14 protein-coding genes and 1 pseudogene are annotated in these 18,041 nt (G+C 42.0%); 8 read left to right on the top strand and 7 right to left on the bottom strand.

What is annotated here, in order from left to right; translation table 11 throughout:
- Positions 1–168 precede the first annotated feature (168 nt).
- Positions 169–1,029 (top strand): hypothetical protein, encoded by an 861-nt coding sequence (locus MSG34_RS16040; RefSeq protein ID WP_248338475.1) that lies wholly within the window; start codon positions 169–171, stop codon positions 1,027–1,029.
- A 212-nt stretch (positions 1,030–1,241) separates the two neighbouring features.
- Here the strand turns inward: MSG34_RS16040 and MSG34_RS16035 are convergent, their stop codons facing one another.
- The 4 genes from MSG34_RS16035 to MSG34_RS16020 all read right to left on the bottom strand — a co-directional run bounded on the left by MSG34_RS16035 (position 1,242) and on the right by MSG34_RS16020 (position 6,402).
- A complete protein-coding gene (locus tag MSG34_RS16035) occupies positions 1,242–1,589 on the bottom strand; it encodes a hypothetical protein (RefSeq protein WP_048608772.1) in 348 nt (115 codons plus the stop codon).
- A 506-nt stretch (positions 1,590–2,095) separates the two neighbouring features.
- Entirely contained in the window at positions 2,096–3,319 is a 1,224-nt protein-coding gene (locus MSG34_RS16030; protein ID WP_046223963.1) for a DUF819 family protein, read from the bottom strand.
- A gap of 540 nt (positions 3,320–3,859) precedes the next feature.
- Positions 3,860–5,785 (bottom strand): monovalent cation:proton antiporter-2 (CPA2) family protein, encoded by a 1,926-nt coding sequence (locus tag MSG34_RS16025; RefSeq protein ID WP_248338472.1) that lies wholly within the window; start codon positions 5,783–5,785, stop codon positions 3,860–3,862.
- Complete coding sequence (locus MSG34_RS16020; protein WP_248338470.1) at positions 5,785–6,402, bottom strand: NAD(P)H-dependent oxidoreductase; 618 nt, start codon at positions 6,400–6,402, stop codon at positions 5,785–5,787. The genes MSG34_RS16025 and MSG34_RS16020 overlap by 1 nt, the downstream gene beginning before the upstream one ends.
- Positions 6,403–6,705: 303 nt before the next feature.
- On the opposite strand from MSG34_RS16020, the gene MSG34_RS16015 reads away from it, so the two are divergent.
- Positions 6,706–7,782 (top strand): beta-eliminating lyase-related protein, encoded by a 1,077-nt coding sequence (locus MSG34_RS16015; RefSeq protein WP_248338468.1) that lies wholly within the window; start codon positions 6,706–6,708, stop codon positions 7,780–7,782.
- Positions 7,783–7,883: 101 nt separating this feature from the next.
- On the opposite strand, the gene MSG34_RS24210 is transcribed toward MSG34_RS16015, so the two are convergent.
- Positions 7,884–8,009 (bottom strand): hypothetical protein, encoded by a 126-nt coding sequence (locus MSG34_RS24210; RefSeq protein ID WP_017075772.1) that lies wholly within the window; start codon positions 8,007–8,009, stop codon positions 7,884–7,886.
- Positions 8,010–8,256: 247 nt separating this feature from the next.
- Here MSG34_RS24210 and MSG34_RS16010 point away from each other — a divergent pair, with 247 nt between their 5' ends.
- Positions 8,257–8,691, top strand: a complete 435-nt coding sequence (locus tag MSG34_RS16010) for a YccF domain-containing protein (RefSeq protein WP_004730224.1) — start codon at positions 8,257–8,259, stop codon at positions 8,689–8,691.
- A 115-nt stretch (positions 8,692–8,806) separates the two neighbouring features.
- Here MSG34_RS16010 and MSG34_RS16005 read toward each other — a convergent pair whose 3' ends face one another.
- Both MSG34_RS16005 and MSG34_RS16000 read right to left on the bottom strand, forming a co-directional pair.
- A complete protein-coding gene (locus MSG34_RS16005) occupies positions 8,807–9,730 on the bottom strand; it encodes a hypothetical protein (protein WP_248338466.1) in 924 nt (307 codons plus the stop codon).
- Between the two features lie 180 nt (positions 9,731–9,910).
- A pseudogene (locus MSG34_RS16000) lies at positions 9,911–10,705 on the bottom strand (iron-containing alcohol dehydrogenase); the annotation flags it as partial.
- Positions 10,706–11,099: 394 nt separating this feature from the next.
- On the opposite strand from MSG34_RS16000, the gene MSG34_RS15995 reads away from it, so the two are divergent.
- The 5 genes from MSG34_RS15995 to qatD all read left to right on the top strand — a co-directional run bounded on the left by MSG34_RS15995 (position 11,100) and on the right by qatD (position 17,608).
- Entirely contained in the window at positions 11,100–12,422 is a 1,323-nt protein-coding gene (locus MSG34_RS15995) for a hypothetical protein (protein WP_102559316.1), read from the top strand.
- Positions 12,423–12,953: 531 nt separating this feature from the next.
- Positions 12,954–14,717: a P-loop NTPase fold protein gene (locus MSG34_RS15990; RefSeq protein ID WP_248338464.1), complete on the top strand. Its 1,764-nt coding sequence runs from the start codon at positions 12,954–12,956 to the stop codon at positions 14,715–14,717.
- Positions 14,717–15,559, top strand: a complete 843-nt coding sequence (locus tag MSG34_RS15985; protein ID WP_082315265.1) for a hypothetical protein — start codon at positions 14,717–14,719, stop codon at positions 15,557–15,559. The genes MSG34_RS15990 and MSG34_RS15985 overlap by 1 nt, the downstream gene beginning before the upstream one ends.
- Positions 15,552–16,883: a Qat anti-phage system QueC-like protein QatC gene (gene qatC, locus MSG34_RS15980; protein WP_102559318.1), complete on the top strand. Its 1,332-nt coding sequence runs from the start codon at positions 15,552–15,554 to the stop codon at positions 16,881–16,883. The genes MSG34_RS15985 and qatC overlap by 8 nt, the downstream gene beginning before the upstream one ends.
- The gene (gene qatD / locus MSG34_RS15975) at positions 16,883–17,608 is read left to right on the top strand and encodes a Qat anti-phage system TatD family nuclease QatD (protein ID WP_248338462.1); all 726 of its coding nucleotides are present in this window, start codon (positions 16,883–16,885) and stop codon (positions 17,606–17,608) included. The genes qatC and qatD overlap by 1 nt, the downstream gene beginning before the upstream one ends.
- Positions 17,609–18,041 lie beyond the last annotated feature (433 nt).

Here is an 18,041-nt window from a genome sequence, read left to right as displayed (position 1 = left end):
CTGATTAATTGAAAATGCCTCAAAGCGATTTGGGGCATTTTTGTATCCAAATTCTACCTAGGATTAACTTACCTCTCTGTCACTTAATGGCCATTTTACTGCCTAGTAATCTCTAAAATACTCAATAAGCAGTTACATCTTATTGTTTTACTATTGAAGAGAGGGCTCATGGCTTGTAAACCACTTGCACTGATAATAACTGGACTATTATTAACGCCGAATTTTGCTAGCGCTAAGGGCGACATTTCGAAATCTGAAAGCGATCAAGCGGCAGAACAGGCAGCAAAGGAACTTGCAAACCCAAACACAGCTTACGCTAGCCTCAATCTAAAACTCCAGTATTCAGGTGGTTACAATGGTGGAGGGGATACTTTCGCAACCGTATTGCAGCCGACATTGCCATTCCCTATGGATAATGGTGACAAAGTGATCTTCCGCCCAGCTATCTCTTATGTACAGAACGATTTCCATGTGGACACACCAGCAGGCTCGCAGCATATGGATCAGTCTGGCGTTACAGACATCTCATTTGATTTAGCTTATGCGCCTAAAATGGAGGGCGGTACTATTGTCGCGCTCGGTCTCTTCGCTTCGTTGCCAACGGGCAATAGTGACTTAACGGCGGATCAATTTGCTGTCGGGCCAGAGTTTATGGTCGGGAAGGCGAGTAGCGAGCGAGTTGTCGGTATGTTTCCAAATCACTTGTATGGTGTTTCTGGAGACGGAGCCAACCATTCTGATACTCGAATCAACAAGACATCGACACAAGTGTTTTGGGTAGAGATATTAGGTGGTGGTTGGACGGTTGGCTCTGCGCCGACATTCACCTATGACTGGAATAAGGATCAGGCGGAAATTCCGTTAAACATCAGTGTTAGTAAAACAACGGTTCTGAATGGACGCCCTTGGAAATTTGGCATTGAAGCGAACTATTACCTTGAGAAAGACGAAAAAGTGCGTCCAGATTTTATGTTGAGCTTTAATATCAGCCCTGTGGTGGAAAATAAATTGGCGTCTTTATTTGACTAGTTGTATTTCCCTTATGATATTAAATAGGCTAAAGCTTGATATTAATTGGGATGGCTTTAGCCAATTAGCTGAATATGTCACTCCAACATATATTGAATGAAGCGTAGATAAAATAACCAAAGATGAGTGTTAAAAATAACCAAACACCAATGTCTTTTTTAAATTTATCAAGGATATTTCTCATTCTGTATATTCCTCGTAACTTAAACTCACTAAAAATTTGGTTTTCTACCAACCGGATTTGGTCTACATTTTCGGTTTTTAATAAACAGCGCTAATGGCGAGTTCGTGACAATCTCTTGCCTTGCTTCTTCTATCTCTTTGAGTTGTTTACAGTGAGCAAATTGAAACGGGTTACAGTAGCTTTTCTTGGTGTAGCCAAATACATTGGTGTGGTAGCAGATAAACCATTCGTCACTGCTAAAGCTAGATACAACGATGCCCATGTCGTAAAACTCTAACAACCCATTCGCGTCAATGTTTATGCTTTGCGCTCTGATTCGATAATCTAGGTACTGACCTTTAACTAGCTTTGTCGATTTTACTTTCCAATTCTTCATCTCTACTCCTAGAGGAAAATGTTCTTTGTGGGAGTGTTCGGTTCTTTGAGATAAGTCATTTGGGATAACTTCATTCTATAACCATTCATATATTTATTGTTATACGGTTTCGGAGTATGGCGACTTTCAATCTTGCAGGACTTGGCTTGTCGCCACACTTTCCTTTTCGTGGGGGTTCTATCTCTAAGTTTCGTTTTCTCTATGAGGGTAGATGCTAAACACATACGGCTTGCTACGCAATATGACAGATGTATGTATAAATTTAACCGATGTTAAATTTCTTTGAATGTTAACAATGCCAAGACAGTAGAAATATAGTAATTAATCGAGTGTAGTTTAGGAAGGAAGTAGAAATAGTTGTTTGGTAAGTTCTAATCATTAAATATAAGTATGAACTTAAAGTTTTAATTGCTGTTTCATTACCTCTTTATAACGCGCATAAAAAATCCGACATTGGCAAACCAATATCGGATTTAAAATTCAGCAGATTGTTGGCGCTAGTCGTATTAACCAGCAGCAACTTGCATGATGAGGCCACAGATGTAAGCGCCGTATGTACCGAGAGCGTAACCCAATACCGCCATTAGGATACCTACTGGTGCCAATGCTGGGTGGAATGCAGCCGCTACGATAGGTGCCGATGCAGCGCCGCCTACGTTAGCTTGGCTACCTACAGCCATAAAGAACAATGGTGCACGAATTAGCTTCGCCATCACAATCATCAGAAGGGCATGGATAGTTAACCATGTAATACCAATGAAGAAGTAACCTGGGTTGTCTAAGATAGCTGTCACATCCATTTGCATACCGATAGTTGCAACTAGGATGTAGATAAACGCTGAACCAACTTTAGACGCGCCGCTGTGCTCAAGGCTGCGTGTAGATTTGAAGCATGAAGCGATCAGCGCGAACGTTGTTACCATTACGATCAGCCAGAAGAAGCCGGATGTTAGGCTGTATTTCGCAAGTTCCGGCGCATTGGTTGAGATCCACGGTGCAATCATGTCACTGAATAAGTGAGCTAAACCCGTCAAACCGAAGGCAATTGCCGTGATTTTCATGAGATCGGTTGTGGTTGTTGGGCGAGCGTTCTCTTCTTGGTATTTAGAAACCGTCTCTTTTAGCTCTTCGATAGATGATGTGTCTGCTTTTAACCATGCATCAATTTTCTTCTGGCGACCTGCCATGATAAGTAACACGGCCATCCAAATGTTCGCACAGATAACATCAACCGTAATCATTGCGGAGAAGAGCTGATCATCAACCTCGAACACTTCTTTCATTGCTGCTTGGTTCGCACCGCCGCCGATCCAAGAACCAGCCACAGTTGTAAGGCCACGCCATACATCGCCAGATACGAGGTCAGGGTTAACTTGGTCGATAATTAAAATCGCCAAAGGGCCACCAATGATGATGCCGACAGTACCCGTTAGGAACATGATGACGGCTTTTGAGCCAAGGCCGAAGATTTTGCGTAAGTCAGCTGAGATGATCAGTAGAACGAGTGCGCTTGGTAATAGGTAGCGACTTGCAACAAAGTACAGCTTTGAGTTTGATGCGTCGATGATGCCTAGGCTGTTCAATAGAGAAGGAACAAAGTAACAGAGCAATAGACCCGGAACGAACGAGTAGAATTTTTTCAGTGCGCTATTTTGGCTACTTTCCGTGATAAAAACACCGCCAAGAATAACAGCTAACATGCCCATTATTACAGCATCATTAGTAATCATTATTATATCTCCTTTAAGGTGAGCGCAAAGGTCTCACTTTTTGAATTGCAGGACTATACCGACAACCGCCATTCGTTACAAATTGTAACGATAGACATACTTTGAAATGTTTATGTTAATTTTGATGGTTTGAATTTGTGAATGCTGTGCGTTATTTATTTGGTTGGTGAATGAATTTGTTAGGGTTTTTGCGGCGTATTTCGATATATGCAATGTAATTCAAGCCTTAGAGAGTGGTCGCTATGAATTGGGTGGGTGCTTGAATGGCAGGAATGAGTGCATATATAGCCGTGTTTATGGTGTGGTTTTTGCAGGGTTGGAATGTTTCAATAATGTAAAAATTGAATCCACTTTTGCTATGTGGTCAGAAATTAAAAATTTTAGCTAGATCACACAAATCTCTCGGATTACGAGTTTCAGCACTCGATACTTAAGCTCATTTGAGGTTTTGTAGGGGATAAATGAAAGAAAAAGCGGCTTAAATAGCCGCTTTTGATGGTTGAATTGCATGGTTATCTAGAGCTGAAGTCTAGATGCTGCTTAAGATTCTTCTTCCTCAAAGCCATCTGCATAGCCTTTCGGTGGTGGGGTCCAACCACGTTCAGAGCGAGAGTGTTTGTCTGAACGGTCTTTTTTCATATCTTCTTTCATTGCTTCTTCAAGGTGAATGAAGATTTGTCGGTAGTTGTTGTCGTAGCGTGGATTCTCTTCCGCTTCAGACCAAGCTTGGTAAAGCTTTTCAGACTTACGGTTCTCAACGCGTTGATACGTCGATTTTTGCTGCTCGACGAAGAATGGGTGATGACCCAAAGAGCGCAAGGCTTCAGCGCCCATTTCAAGAGCAGAATGGTAGGTCTCTGATTCCACAAAGTCTGCACCTGCTTCTCGTAAGCGGTAACTATGACCACGGTCGAATGCGCGGGCTAAGATTTTCACTTTAGGGTAGGTGTGTTTAACGTACTTCACTAACTCAACGCTTGAGTCTTGATTATCTATTGCTACTACTAGCATCGCGGCTTCTTCGATTCCGGCGGTATGCAATAAGTCGTGACGTGTCGCATCACCAAAGTAAGATTTGATATTGATAGAGCGCAGTAAGTCTACTTGGTTCGCTTGGTGATCCAGAACCACCGTATTGACATCGTTCGACACCAGCAAGCGGTTAACGATTTGACCGAATCGACCAATGCCCGCAATGATAACGGTACCCTTCTCTTCGATGGTATCTTCTTCGCGGTCGTTAGATTTTTGTTCGTAACGAGGAAGAATCACTTTATCAAATAGAATGAACAGCCCTGGTGTTAGGAACATTGAAAGTGCCACAACCAGCGACAATGTTTGGACGATGTCAGCAGGTAATACGTGGTTTTGAGCTGAGAAGCTCAGTAGTACAAAACCAAACTCACCGGCTTGTGCCAAGCTCAATGTAAACAGCCAACGGTCACTGTTTTTGATTTTGAAGATCAATGCCAACGTAAATAGCACCAAGGCTTTAAGAAGCATAACGCCAAGGGTGAGGCCAATGATCGAACCAAAGTCGTTGAATAGAACATCAAAGTTGATGCCAGCACCAACGGTAATGAAGAACAAGCCAAGTAGCAGCCCTTTAAACGGGTCGATATTAGACTCAAGCTCGTGGCGGAATTCACTGTTTGCTAAAACCACACCCGCAAGGAAGGTACCTAAAGCCGGTGATAGGCCGACTAGGCTCATCAGTGCAGCAATACCAATCACCAACATCAGTGCGGTTGCAGTAAAGATTTCACGCAGGCCTGAGCTTGCCACGAAGCGGAACAGTGGACGACTCAAGAAGTGTCCGCCGACCACAACAATCGCAATAGATGCTGTGATCACAAGGCCATAAGCCCAACCCGGTAGGCCAGCAACAAGGCTTAACTCTTCATGGTGATCAGAAGCCGAAGCGACCGCGCTTTGTGCAGCTTCGATTAATTCTGGCAAGGCTAGTAGAGGGATAAATGCCAACATAGGGATGACGGCAATATCTTGGAATAGTAGGACTGAGAAAGCGTTCTTTCCGCCTTCTGTTTTGGATAGCCCTTTTTCGTTAAAGGTTTGGAGTACAATCGCGGTAGATGACAGTGCGAAGATCAAACCGATAGTCAGCGCAATGGTCCAAGGCTGCCCAAAGAACAGGGCGATACCCATTACAATCGCGGTCGTGCCACCAACTTGTAGTCCACCCAGCCCCATAAGTCGGTTTCTCATTGCCCAAAGCATCTTAGGTTCAAGTTCAAGACCGACCAAGAACAGCATCATAACCACACCGAACTCGGCAAAGTGTTGAATAGTTGTGGTCTCTTCACCCACTAAGCCAATGATTGGGCCAATCACAACACCAGCAATGAGGTAACCTAATACAGAACCAAGACCAAGTCTTTTGGCAATAGGCACGGCAATAACTGCTGCGACTAAGTAGATAAACGCTTGTAGAAAATATCCCGTCATTATTTAACCTCTGCCATTAGTTCTTCTACGTAGTGGTTGAGTTTTTCTGCTTTGCTGGCTTTCTTGATATTGATCTTGCCAGCAACTAACGCCTCTAACAGCACTTTATAGCTATCGACATGCTCTTGAATGCGGTTTTCTTCCAACGCGGTACGCGAGCCAAATAACGCAAAGGGTGCAAGATAGTTCATTCCACACAAAGAAGCGGTTTGTTCGATTGGGTGAAGCAGTTCTCGAATCGTGAAATGGTTATAGCCATCACTTTGGTAGGCATCTTTTTTACCACCTGCAGTGATGCTGCATAACAAGTTTTTGCCCTGTAGTTCATTGCCATCGGCGCCGTAGGCGAAGCCGTATTCTAGGACGAGGTCTTGCCATTCTTTAAGAATTGCGGGTGTTGAGTACCAATATAGTGGGAACTGAAAAATGATGATGTCATGGTCCAACAGGCGTTTCTGTTCGCGATCGATATTGATCTTGAAGGTTGGGTATTCAGCATAAAGGTCGACACAGGTGACGCCTTCAATACGTTTGGCTTGCTCAAATAAGGGTTTGTTAGCTTCAGAGCGATGCTGAGAAGGGTGGGCGAATAGCACCAAGACTCGATTTTTCGACATATAGCCCTCTTTGTCCATTAACGAATAATATTTATTGGAATTATAGATATACAATAATAGAAGAATGGTTGAACAACAACGAATTAGCCCATACTTATCTAGTTAGAAGCGCGTGTTTTTAGGGACTTAATTATATAAAACACCCGTCAATTTGAGTATTTCCGGCACACGCAGCCGGTGACTGAGTAAAACTAATTATTCGCTAATAATAAAAGCGAATAGGTGTACTTTATGTCACCGTTGAAGGCTAACGTAAATAATTCAATCACCCTACATAGAACGACAATGAATAAAGGAAAAGGTATGAGCACGGACTTGCGTCAACAATGTAATTTGCTGCTTTCTGGTCACTTCGATCCAACACCAGCCCAAACCTTCGCACAAATGGCTGAATGGTGCGAAACACATGATGTGTCGCACGACACCTACGGTGATGGCGAGTTTATCGAGAGCTTTGAAAACAAGGTCGCAGAACTGCTTGGTTATGAAGCCGCCGTGTTTGTGATTACCGGCACTATGAACCAACCCACAGCATTAGAAATTGCGTGCCAAGAGAAAAGAAACTCGGTAGTAGCGATGCATGAGTCGAGTCATATCATTCGCCATGAACGCCAAGGGTATCAGCTCCAAAATCGTTTCAACGTGCTTCCAGTCGGCAACGTATTTCGCACTTGGAATGTTGATGACTTAAAGGCGTGGCCTGATGAGATCGCAGCCGCCCTGTATGAGTTGCCGATGCGCGAAATTGGTGGTCAATTGCCAGAGTGGGAAGAGCTTGAAGCTATAAAGCAATACTGCAAAGAACAATCGATTCATCTTCATATGGATGGTGCGCGTTTGTGGGAATGTGGCGCGTATTACCAAATGCCATACAGCGAAATTGCTAAGGGTTTTGATAGTGCCTATGTTTCGCTTTATAAGGGGCTGAACGGCCTCGGTGGTTCACTGTTACTGGGCGATAAAGCCTTTGTCGCGAAAGCATCGGCGTGGATGAAGCGCCAAGGTGGTAATGTTTATCACCGAACGCCTTATGTGGTTTCAGCAGCAATGCAGTTTGATGAGCGATTAGAACTGATGCCTGCTTTATACGAACGCACCAAACAGGTTTATCAAATACTACAAGATTACCCTCAGTTCACGGTTAACCCGCAGCAACCGCAGGTCAACATGCTTCACCTCTATTTACCTGTGAGCTACGAAGACGGCATTATCGTGAGAGATAACATCGCGAAGAAACACAAGGTTTGGATAGGAAACCCAGCGATCAGCGAACTGCCAAACCAATGTAAAATTGAATGGTATGTAGGGGATAACTTGCTGAATCTGCCTGATCATGAGCTGATCGACATTCTTGATTTTATTAACGAAGAGCTGATTTGATTAACGAAGAGTTGAGTTGATTACAGAAGAATGGACCTAATGGAAATGGATACAGGAAATCGGTCCGGTATCCATTTATGCAGCTAGGATGACAGGCTCTGTTACATATACTGGTTGATGTACACATCGACTAAGAACATGAACACTGGAACCGTGCTGAGAAGTCCGAAGAAGACGATTGGCACCCAGTTTTTGATTTTCTTTTTAGGTTGCTCAGTGTTATTCATAAATTCGGCCTTAAATTAGTTGTCGTGTCTGTTTAGCTTTATGGTACTAAAAATCTAAGTGTATGGTATCAAATAAATGGGTTTAGCCCTATGTAGATTTAGAGAACCGTGGTGTATATCAATCACATAAAATGTAAGTGATTCATAAACGGTTCATAAAGGTTCAACAATAATGAACCTATTAGAACAAGCATTGCCTTACTCGGCATATCAAATATACAGCATTCAAAGATTTGGAGAATACAGAATGAAAACAATAGGAAACATCATTTGGTTTCTGTTCGGTGGCGTATTTATGGGACTAGCTTGGTGGTTCTTCGGACTGCTCGCATTCCTAACAATCGTGGGTATTCCATGGGGTAGAGCGTGTTTTGTGATGGGTAACTTCTCATTCTTCCCATTTGGTCAGGAAGCGATTTCGCGTGACGAGCTAACCAATGAAATGGATATCGGTACGAGCCCGCTAGGTGTGATTGGTAACGTTATTTGGTTCTTATTTGCGGGAATCTGGCTTGCAATTGGTCACATCATGTCAGCTGTGGCGTGTTTCATTACTATCATCGGTATTCCGTTCGCGATTCAACACCTTAAGCTAGCGGTTATCTCACTAGCGCCAATCGGTAAGACGGTTGTCGATAAACGTGAAGCAGAAGCGGCGCGAGTAAGAAATTACAAAGGTTAAGATTACACTCCCAGCCTGATTGAACTGAAAAGCACATCGCATGATGTGCTTTTTTTGTGCCTCTGTTCTTATCTCTCGATACTTATCTCACAAACACTAACTAGATATTATTGAGCTACACATTGTTGAACAGGACTTCAAGCCGCAGGGTGATGTTGGCTTCTTCGGTATGTTTCTCATAGGGTTCTCGTTCCCATTGATAACGAGGGATGAGTTCGTAGAACAGCCACTCTTTCCATACGTTTTGTCGGTAGGTAACCGAAACCTGAGCGTATTCGTAATGATTATGAGGCTCATCCGTTGCATTAATCGTGGCGCTATATTGAAGTGCTTGGTCTTGAGCAAGGTAGTGATACAAGGTTAATCCCGTACCATAGTTCCAACCTTTAAGGTCGTCGTTATACCCCGCAAAGCTTGACCATCGAGCCAAGAAATCATCACTCAAAGAAAGATCAAAATCGATGTCAGTGATTTCGCCAGTCTCTTGTTTTTCCTGATATACCCGTTGGGTAAGCCTGAATACCGCGTCGGTGGTGAGAGGGTAGGTAAATCGGTAGCGAGCTTCAATGCGCGGCCGCAATGTTGCCTTAATATTGAAGCTGCTATAACCCTTGGCATAGGCGTCGTAACGCAGGCCTAATGCACTTTCCAACTCATCGGAATCATTTGGAAAAAAATCCAAGAAATCTTCATCACTGACTGATTCGTAGATCAACTTTAGGCGTTTACTCACAAAAGGAAGATGAAGACGCGCATTGAGCTTGGTCGAGTAGTCGAGCTCTCCACCTTCAGAATAAATAAAATCGTTATACCAACGTACAGAAGTGCCAGCTCTGGCATCTTCAGTTATTCGGTCATCTACAAAGAAGCTATCGAACCAGAGTGCGGGTTGGCAAAACTTACTGTTCAGGAAATGGTAAGCCTTTTCGACAGGGGCGTCTTCTAACGGCTGACTGTGGCACTCATTTTGTTCCTCTGCCTGAACGGAGTATGAAATGAGTGACGCCAATAATGAGGTGCTAGCTATCCTACGACTCAATGGAACCTGTTTGTTATTCTATATATCAATAGTTTGACTATAACCAAGCGATTGCAACAATGCGACTTTTTAGTGATTAGATAGGAGGCAAAGATTTGAAGGGGACTGGACAGATAAAAGAAAACGGACTCAGAAGGTGAGCCCGTTTGTTTTAGCTATAAGAAGTGACTTGGTTCTAGGTTACATTGCCGCTTCGAAGATTGCTGAGATCTCTTCGTGTGTTGCTTGTTTAGGGTTAGTGAAACCACAAGCATCTTTCAGTGCGTTATCAGACAGGGTTGGGATGTCTTCTAGTTTCGCACCAAGTTGCGCGATACCCGTTGGGATGTTCACGTCGTTTGCAAGTTGAACAATCGCGTTGATCGCAGCTTCTGCGCCTTGTTCAGCTGTCATGCCTTCAACATTCACACCCATTGCTTTTGCCACATCACGTAGACGCTCAGGGCAAACTTGCGCGTTGTAGCGTTGAACGTGTGGAAGCAAGATAGCGTTACATACACCGTGTGGAAGATCGTAGAAACCACCCAGTTGGTGCGCCATTGCGTGAACATAGCCAAGAGAAGCGTTGTTGAATGCCATACCCGCCATGAACTGTGCGTAAGCCATTTGCTCGCGAGCTTCAATGTCTTCGCCGTGCGTTACTGCTGTTCTTAGGTGCGCTTGCACAAGTTCGATTGCTTTAATTGCTACAGCGTCTGTAATTGGCGTTGCTGCGATTGAAACGTAAGCTTCGATTGCGTGCGTTAACGCATCCATACCAGTTGCAGCAGTTAATGACGCAGGTTTAGCAAGCATCAACTCAGGATCGTTTACTGAGATAAGCGGTGTTGTGTGCTTATCAACGATAGCCATCTTAATGTGACGAGCTTCGTCAGTAATGATACAGAAACGAGTCATTTCAGATGCTGTACCAGCTGTGGTATTGATAGCGATCAATGGCATCATTGGCTTTTCAGATTGGTCTACGCCTTCGTACACCCTTACACTTTTATTGTTTAAATTGGTGTGAGACATTAGTTACCATAAGGTTTTCTCAACTTTCACACATTTTAAAGAAAAATCACAAAAAAAGTGAGAATTATAAATTTACGATTCACACTTTTTGGTGCCAACAATAATAGGTGAGAGTTGAATCTATGTGAGTTTTTAGGCTTAAAGAACGCTCTCGAATAGACCAAGTAATCTAACCCATTTGTACAGAAGATTTTTGGATCTCTTCCGTTGTTTTTTCCCGAATTTCTTTTGCGAATCACACAATAACTTAATACTGATTGAGTTTCATAACAGACAACAGCATCATAAGCTGAGTGCATATACGTAAAAATTCTGACTATAAAGCGTCAGCTACCTCTCATATAACGGAGTATGAATGAACGATATCGTTGTTAAGGAAGACGTTAACCTTCCCGCATTGCCAAATACTGTTTTACCAGCTATTGATGAACTAACTACGGCACTTGGTATACCTAGAAGTGTATTAGCAAGCCAAGAAGAAATTGAATATGCGTGGAAAGACCTACCTAGAGAGTTACGTGAAATACCAGCTGATTTAAGAGGAGAGTTAGTCGCACGCATGTGCGTAGCTGTCAGTACTGGTTTATTTGACGGTGCTATGAACTACATATGGAATGCTGCAATTTTACAGCTGCGCCAAAAGATTAGAAACTTTGGCCTAGCTGTTGTTGCACAAATCCAACAAAGCGATTTTGAAGAAAAACATCTTCTTGAACTACAAGATAGTAAGCTATTAGATCTTTGCTTAAAGCTCAATATCATAGATGAAGATGGCTTTTTCTTTTTAGATCAATGTAGGGATGTAAGAAATAATTTCTCTGCTGCACATCCTACAATGGGTACTGTCAATGACCGTGAGTTTACAACTTTCCTAAACAGATGTGTGCGTTACGCTTTAGCAGATTCATCTTCGCCAAGAGGAGTCGATATTGGAGCGTATATCTCTGCGGTTAAAGGCCCTAGGTTTAATGACCACCAATGCCAAATTTGGATTCAAAGGTTAATTGCAACACATGACGCACAGAGGCAGATGCTAGTAAATATGGTTCACGGTGTATATTGTGATCCAGCAACAGCTGAGCCAGCAAGATTAAATGCTTTAGATATTTGTGGCGGCTTAAGCGGTAGTTTTACGGCAACAATAAAATCAGATTTAATCAATAGCCATTCAGACTACATTGCCAAAGGTTTCGAAGATAAACATACGGCATCTCTACAGTTTTTTGAAAAACTGGGGTTACTAGGTTTACTTAATGAGTCTGAACAACATGTTGTTTTCTCAAGAGCAATTGATAGGCTCTGGAATGCGCACAATGGAATGAATAATTTTTACAATGAGCCACCATTTGCTGAAAGGCTATTAGAAGTCTCACAGCAAGGAGCTATTCCAGAAACAATTCAAGATCATTTCGTGCAAACCGTAGTCTCTTGTCGAATTGGAAATGGCTATGGTATATCTAATGCGGCCATTTCGTATTACAACGATATAATTCGAAGCTTTTCTCCTCGTGAGGTTGCAACTCTGATTAGGTCAGCCATCACTCGAAGCACAATTATTGGCCGTCGTGTATCTAGTCATGGCAATTGTAGAAGAAATCTAAAAAGTGTACTTGAGCTAATTGATGCTGCATCTATCCCAAATGGTGTTAAAGCTGATTACGACAGGTTGGTTAGATAGTTATCTAACAAGTACTCAAATTTCAAGATGATTTTTCTAATTTTAAAAAAGTGATTTAGTGTATTTAACCTAAATCACTTTTATCCAAAACCTTCATAGGATGAATTTTTACACGTGGCACTTACTAACTCAAAAGTGCCCCAAAACGTGTTTAGGTAGCAGTAAACCTTCATTAGAATAGTTTAGTCAGCAAGTTGCTTCCCAAATTATCCAACAGGCAGCTAAGTCATAACAGAGCAAGCTGTTTTCCTATTTGTTCAGCCGCTTGGTGCACAATTTCTCATAGCCTCTTGTCAAACTGATCTGGCAAGTCTCTGACTCATACTCTTACCTCACAAACTTAGTTTTATTATCTTTGAATTGCTAAATTCACAGATTAGAATGATGAAATTATTAAGAAACAAAGCATATATTTGTTTTTATTTGTGATGTCAGAGAAGTAACGCCTTCAATAGAATCTTATTTAACTTGAGGATCAGTCAGCCGAGTCAATACTGACGCGGTTGTTATTAGTACTGTCAGGACATAAACATGTGGTCAGATAAAGAATCTAAGATCGATTTTTTAAATTTCAATGAGATTGCTGAATCAATCAAAGATCTCATTACAGAGAAAGAGTTAATGCCAATATCTATTGGCGTATTTGGTGATTGGGGTGCTGGTAAGTCAACAATTTTAGAGTTGACCGCTAAAGCGCTTGAGAGGGAAGAACAAGAGTACATCCAGATTCATTTTGATGCATGGACATTTCAGGGATACGACGATGCAAAAGCTGCACTGTTGGAGACTATAGCAGCACAATTGGTTGAAGCTGCCGCTGAGGATGAAAAGCTACTTGAAAAGGCACTTGATTTTGCTAAGCGCATCGACAAAGTAAGGTTTATGGGGCTTATGGCTGAAGGTGCTGCTGCTATTTCTGGAATGCCGACATTCGGGGCAATTCAGAACTTTTTTGGTTGGGCTGGGGATGCCTTTGATGAAGATGATGATTTGGATTTCGAAGCAGTTCAGAAAGATGTTAAAGCAATAGGTCAGGTTGGTAAAAAGGCTAAAGGACTTGTAAAAGCTAAGAAGAAACTCTCTCCTCCAAAAGAAATTAGAGAGTTTAGAAAATCCTATATATCGTTGCTAAAGGCTTTTGATAAACCTGTTATTGTTTATGTTGATAACTTAGATAGATGTTTACCTGAGAATACGATATCCACACTAGAAGCAATTAGATTGTTTTTGTTCATGCCAAATACTGCATTTGTTGTTGCGGCTGACCCGGATATGATTCGCTTGGCAATTCCTCATTTCCATAAGGGAGCTTCTGTACGTCACCAAACTGACTATCTAGATAAACTGATTCAAATCCCTGTACATGTTCCAAAGCCCGGTTTTGCTGAGGTTAGAGCCTATCTGATAATGCTAATTGCCCAAGACAGAGGTATTCCAATAAAAGAGTTCGACCGCTTGAGGCTAGGGTTGGAAGAATCACTCAGGTTTTCTTGGAAACAGGGACAGATTTCGGTAGATGATTTACTAGAAAGGTGTGAGCTTGATGACGCAGAGCTTAGAGAAGAGTTTAAGATAGCAGAACAGATGGCTCCAATATTGGCAGAGTCTGCGAACATAAACGGCAACCCAAGAATCGTAAAGCGCTTACTTAATCAAGTTAAGATGAGGAAAAAAACTGCACATCGTAGAGGTATGCAGCTAGATGAGCGAACAATAACTAAGCTAGTGATTTTTGAACGCTGCATGGGTATTCAAGCAACAAATAGGCTGTATGAACTCATTGATTCAGAGAGTGGTAAACCAGAACTCATTGAAGAACTCGAACGAACAGATAAAGAGTTTGATATCGAAAGGCTACCTGATGAATGGAAGAAAGAAGTTCATTTCCTAGAAAAATGGGCTCGATTAAAACCTTTGTTTACAGGTGTAGATCTAACAGCGGCAGCATACTTGAGTAGACAAAATATCCCGATGGGCTCTGTTAATAGCGTCATGTCAGGCGCAGCACAAAAAATGCTCGAAGGATTGTTGAAACAGAAAACTAGATCCAGTAAAGCGAGCTCTGAACTGATTGAGCTTACAGCTAGTGAAGAGTACATATCTGTGATGGATAGCCTCATCGAAGAGTTGCGTAAAGTTGAAGAATGGGGCCTAAAAACCTCCGGAATATATGGAGCAAGGCAATTGGCAGCACATGATGATAGGTGTAAGGCTAATTTTTTAGCTTTCGTGAAGAAAGCTCCCAAAAAACGATGGCTAGAATCATTGATTAAAGAACTAGAGGCAACTAAATAATGGGAACTTCAGCATCAAGTACCGGACCTAATAATAAGAGCCCGTTGTTACCACCATGGGCAGAGCAAGGCGGTTCAGTGGAAGTTGGTTCTGATAATGGAGCTGACGTTAGCGTACCACCACAGGAAGTTGATAATGGAAAAGTACAAGAGCAGATTCCGGGCTCAGTTCCTAATATTCCGTCACCAAATCGACTGACAGGGGCAAGAAGGGCATTCGGGGATTACGCAAAGTCAGGAAGTGACAGCTCTAATTTGAGAGGTTCTCTTAAGAAATACTCTAGAAGCTCCGGTGGAGGTTCTGGAGTGAGCCGCAGGCTAGCGAGCGGTATCACTGCTGGCTCCGGTCTATTGGGGATGATGCAAGGTGACAGCGTTAGGTATAACGATAGAACCCTTTCTCTATCTGAGTTAAATGGATTAACTACTGACCAAGCTATAGACCGTATTAGCGATCATCTAACACCTGATAACGGTGATGCTGAATCTGTGCGTTTAGCAATAGATTTTGCATTAGCGGAAGTATTGCCTGATGAAGAAAAGTTTGATGAGTCCATGTTTACAGATGATGTGGTAACAGAAGCTATATCTTGCTATTTAACTGATCTGATTTTTCAGGATGTTGTTGATGGAATGGGCAAGGCTTGGTTTCATGCTGAACACCCTAGTAAACATCACAAAATGGAAGAAGAGTTAAGGGATCTAATAAAAGTGATAACTCAATCTAAAGTAGAAAAGATCACGGGTGATAATGGAGGGCATTTATCGCAGGCTAATATCACTAAAATTCAAATTGACGCGATATCGCAGACTGTAGATGAATGGGAGTCTTTTAATGATTAATTTCTATTTTAACCATAATCCTTCTTTGCTTCCCGAGTATTCCGAGACTTGCCACCCAGTGCAACTCTTCGGTACGCACCCACACGATAGCTCTAAGCACAGTAGAGCTTCGGGCAGCTTACTAAAGAAATTACGTGAGCTTGGGGTTAGTATTGATGCGGATGCTTTAGATTTGATAACCATAGCTAGTGCCGTGACTGCTGCTGAGACATTTGAACTTCGAGGTAATGCGGCAGATGCGTGGTCAAGGGTTATGCACTTGCATATTCCGGTTATTAACGAAAAATTATGGGGAAATTTATCGGAGCGTCTTAGTTCTATCTTGAGCTTCTTAACTGGTGACCAGTGGAAGTTTACGTTTACGAAAACTTTGCTTGAGGTGCCTAAACCTATTGTTAGTAACAAATCAAAAGCAAGGTTGAATAGCTTCAAAGGACTAAACTCAGTTTGTCTTTTCTCTGGTGGGTTAGATAGTGCTGTTGGCGCTATAGATATACTAAATGGTAAATCTAATTATAAACCGCTTTTGCTTAGTCATGCTTACCGTGGAGATGGTGTTAAACAAGAGAACATCAAGAAGCTTTTAAAGTCTAAGTATGGTGAGCTTTCTTATAGTATTTCACCTAGTTTAATGGCTGGATTGAAAGGTAAAACTGATGTCACGATGCGTGGAAGAAGCTTTAACTTTTTAGCTATGGCTGTGTTGGGGATTTCTGCTCTGAGAAATGCTAACGAAGATAGTAGTATTTCTACAATTATTGTTCCCGAGAATGGGTATATTTCAATCAACCCTCCACTCACAAGGCGACGAATTGGCAGCCACAGTACACGGACTACTCACCCATATTTCTTGAATCGTCTTGAAGAACTCTTAAAAGATGCTGGATTTAACGTGACATTTGTTAATCCATACCAATTTCAAACAAAGGGTGAAATGCTAAAGGAATGTGTTGATCAAGTTGCAATTGCTAAGGCCATTCCGTTGAGCGTGTCCTGTAGTCATTGGCATCGAAAACATATGCAGTGTGGTCATTGTGTTCCTTGCCTAATTAGACGTTCATCTGTCCATCATGCAGGGTTCACACAAGATGCACCATACGTCAGTAAGAACTTAAAATTTGTTCATAACGATAAAGATACTAGAGATGATTTGCATGCGGTGCAGACTGCAATTATTAGGCTTAATAAATCTCAAGACTACAAGGGATGGATTAGACAAAGTGGCTCGTTACCGAATGAACAAACTACAAGAGAAAAATTAGAGTCTACAATTAGACGTGGACTCAAAGAAGTAGAAACGTTTCTTGAGGAGAATAAAATATAATGATGGATATGCATTGCCATGTCGATCTTTACCCCGATTATGACATGGTTTTAAAAGACATCAGTGATACTGGTTGCTATCTATTATCCGTTACGACAGTACCTTCGGCTTTCAAAGGTACTGTTAATTTAACGCGTGATATTAAAAACTGTCGGACGGCACTTGGATTGCATCCCCAGTTAGCTCATCAGAGAAAAAACGAGCTTGCCCTGTTTGATACATTGATAGAAGAAACACGGTATATTGGAGAGATTGGACTTGATGGTTCAAAGGGCTATAAAGAACATTTTAACGACCAGTTGATTGTTTTTAATCATATTCTTCAAAAATGTGAATCTCAAAAAGATAAAATATTAACTATTCATAGCCTGAATGCAGTTGACGCAGTTTTAGAATGCTTAAGAGAGCACCCCAAAGCGGGCACTCCTATTCTTCATTGGTTTCTTGCAACAAAAAGACAAGCATTGAAAGCAATCGATCTTGGTTGTTATTTTTCTATAGGACCAGCCATGTTGTTCTCGATAAGAGCGAAGAATGTCATTTCTTGGCTACCAAGAGATCGAATTTTATTGGAAACAGATGGTCCATTTGCCAAGGTGAAAGGGAAAATTCTATATCCATCCGATGCGGCCAGTGTTATTCCGTATTTGGCAAAGGTGTGGGGTATTTCTCCTGATGAAGTAAGAGATATACTCAAAGCTAATTTGAAAGGCCTTGTTAGTTAGGCTCGCTTACTTGGTTTTAACTTATTCAGCTTATCCGAAGACACAATGTGGTAGCTGACTCAAACTCGTTTATGTCCAGAGGCTTCATAGACCTGAAGTTTTACTCGTGGCACTTATCTCAAAAAGTGCCAGCTAGCTCAGATCTGTCCCATTGCGTGTTTAACTTGTGGTTCTTAAAGCATGATTCAGATTACATGATCTAGAGTGCTTTGTTCCCCCAAGTCAAACAATAAAATTATTTTGCCATGATCAATTATCGTACTGTTCAGTATCATACTATCCAGTGCGATAATTGAGATTTGGGCAACAAGCTGTTTCGTGCCCCTTTCCGCCTTAACGTAACTACTCAGTGGCAGATCGTGCCACTTAAATCGCAGCGTCAGAGATACCATGACGGAAAACTCCAAAAAGTAGCATCATCGACTTTCAATGC

The organism is Vibrio sp. 1CM2L (genome assembly GCF_023161695.1).
GTDB classification, from domain to species: Bacteria; Pseudomonadota; Gammaproteobacteria; order Enterobacterales; family Vibrionaceae; genus Vibrio; species Vibrio coralliirubri.
Note: the sequence above shows the minus strand (reverse complement) of the source record. Positions and strands in the feature narration are given on the sequence as shown.

Excerpts from the sequence above, each read along its gene's own strand:
- MSG34_RS16040 (WP_248338475.1), top strand. The coding sequence starts at position 169 with ATGGCTTGTAAACCACTTGCACTGATAATAACTGGACTATTATTAACG.
- MSG34_RS16035 (WP_048608772.1), bottom strand. The coding sequence starts at position 1,589 with ATGAAGAATTGGAAAGTAAAATCGACAAAGCTAGTTAAAGGTCAGTAC.
- MSG34_RS16030 (WP_046223963.1), bottom strand. The coding sequence starts at position 3,319 with ATGATTACTAATGATGCTGTAATAATGGGCATGTTAGCTGTTATTCTT.
- MSG34_RS16025 (WP_248338472.1), bottom strand. The coding sequence starts at position 5,785 with ATGACGGGATATTTTCTACAAGCGTTTATCTACTTAGTCGCAGCAGTT.
- MSG34_RS16020 (WP_248338470.1), bottom strand. The coding sequence starts at position 6,402 with ATGTCGAAAAATCGAGTCTTGGTGCTATTCGCCCACCCTTCTCAGCAT.
- MSG34_RS16015 (WP_248338468.1), top strand. The coding sequence starts at position 6,706 with ATGAGCACGGACTTGCGTCAACAATGTAATTTGCTGCTTTCTGGTCAC.
- MSG34_RS24210 (WP_017075772.1), bottom strand. The coding sequence starts at position 8,009 with ATGAATAACACTGAGCAACCTAAAAAGAAAATCAAAAACTGGGTGCCA.
- MSG34_RS16010 (WP_004730224.1), top strand. The coding sequence starts at position 8,257 with ATGAAAACAATAGGAAACATCATTTGGTTTCTGTTCGGTGGCGTATTT.
- MSG34_RS15995 (WP_102559316.1), top strand. The coding sequence starts at position 11,100 with ATGAACGATATCGTTGTTAAGGAAGACGTTAACCTTCCCGCATTGCCA.
- MSG34_RS15990 (WP_248338464.1), top strand. The coding sequence starts at position 12,954 with ATGTGGTCAGATAAAGAATCTAAGATCGATTTTTTAAATTTCAATGAG.
- MSG34_RS15985 (WP_082315265.1), top strand. The coding sequence starts at position 14,717 with ATGGGAACTTCAGCATCAAGTACCGGACCTAATAATAAGAGCCCGTTG.
- qatC (WP_102559318.1), top strand. The coding sequence starts at position 15,552 with ATGATTAATTTCTATTTTAACCATAATCCTTCTTTGCTTCCCGAGTAT.
- qatD (WP_248338462.1), top strand. The coding sequence starts at position 16,883 with ATGATGGATATGCATTGCCATGTCGATCTTTACCCCGATTATGACATG.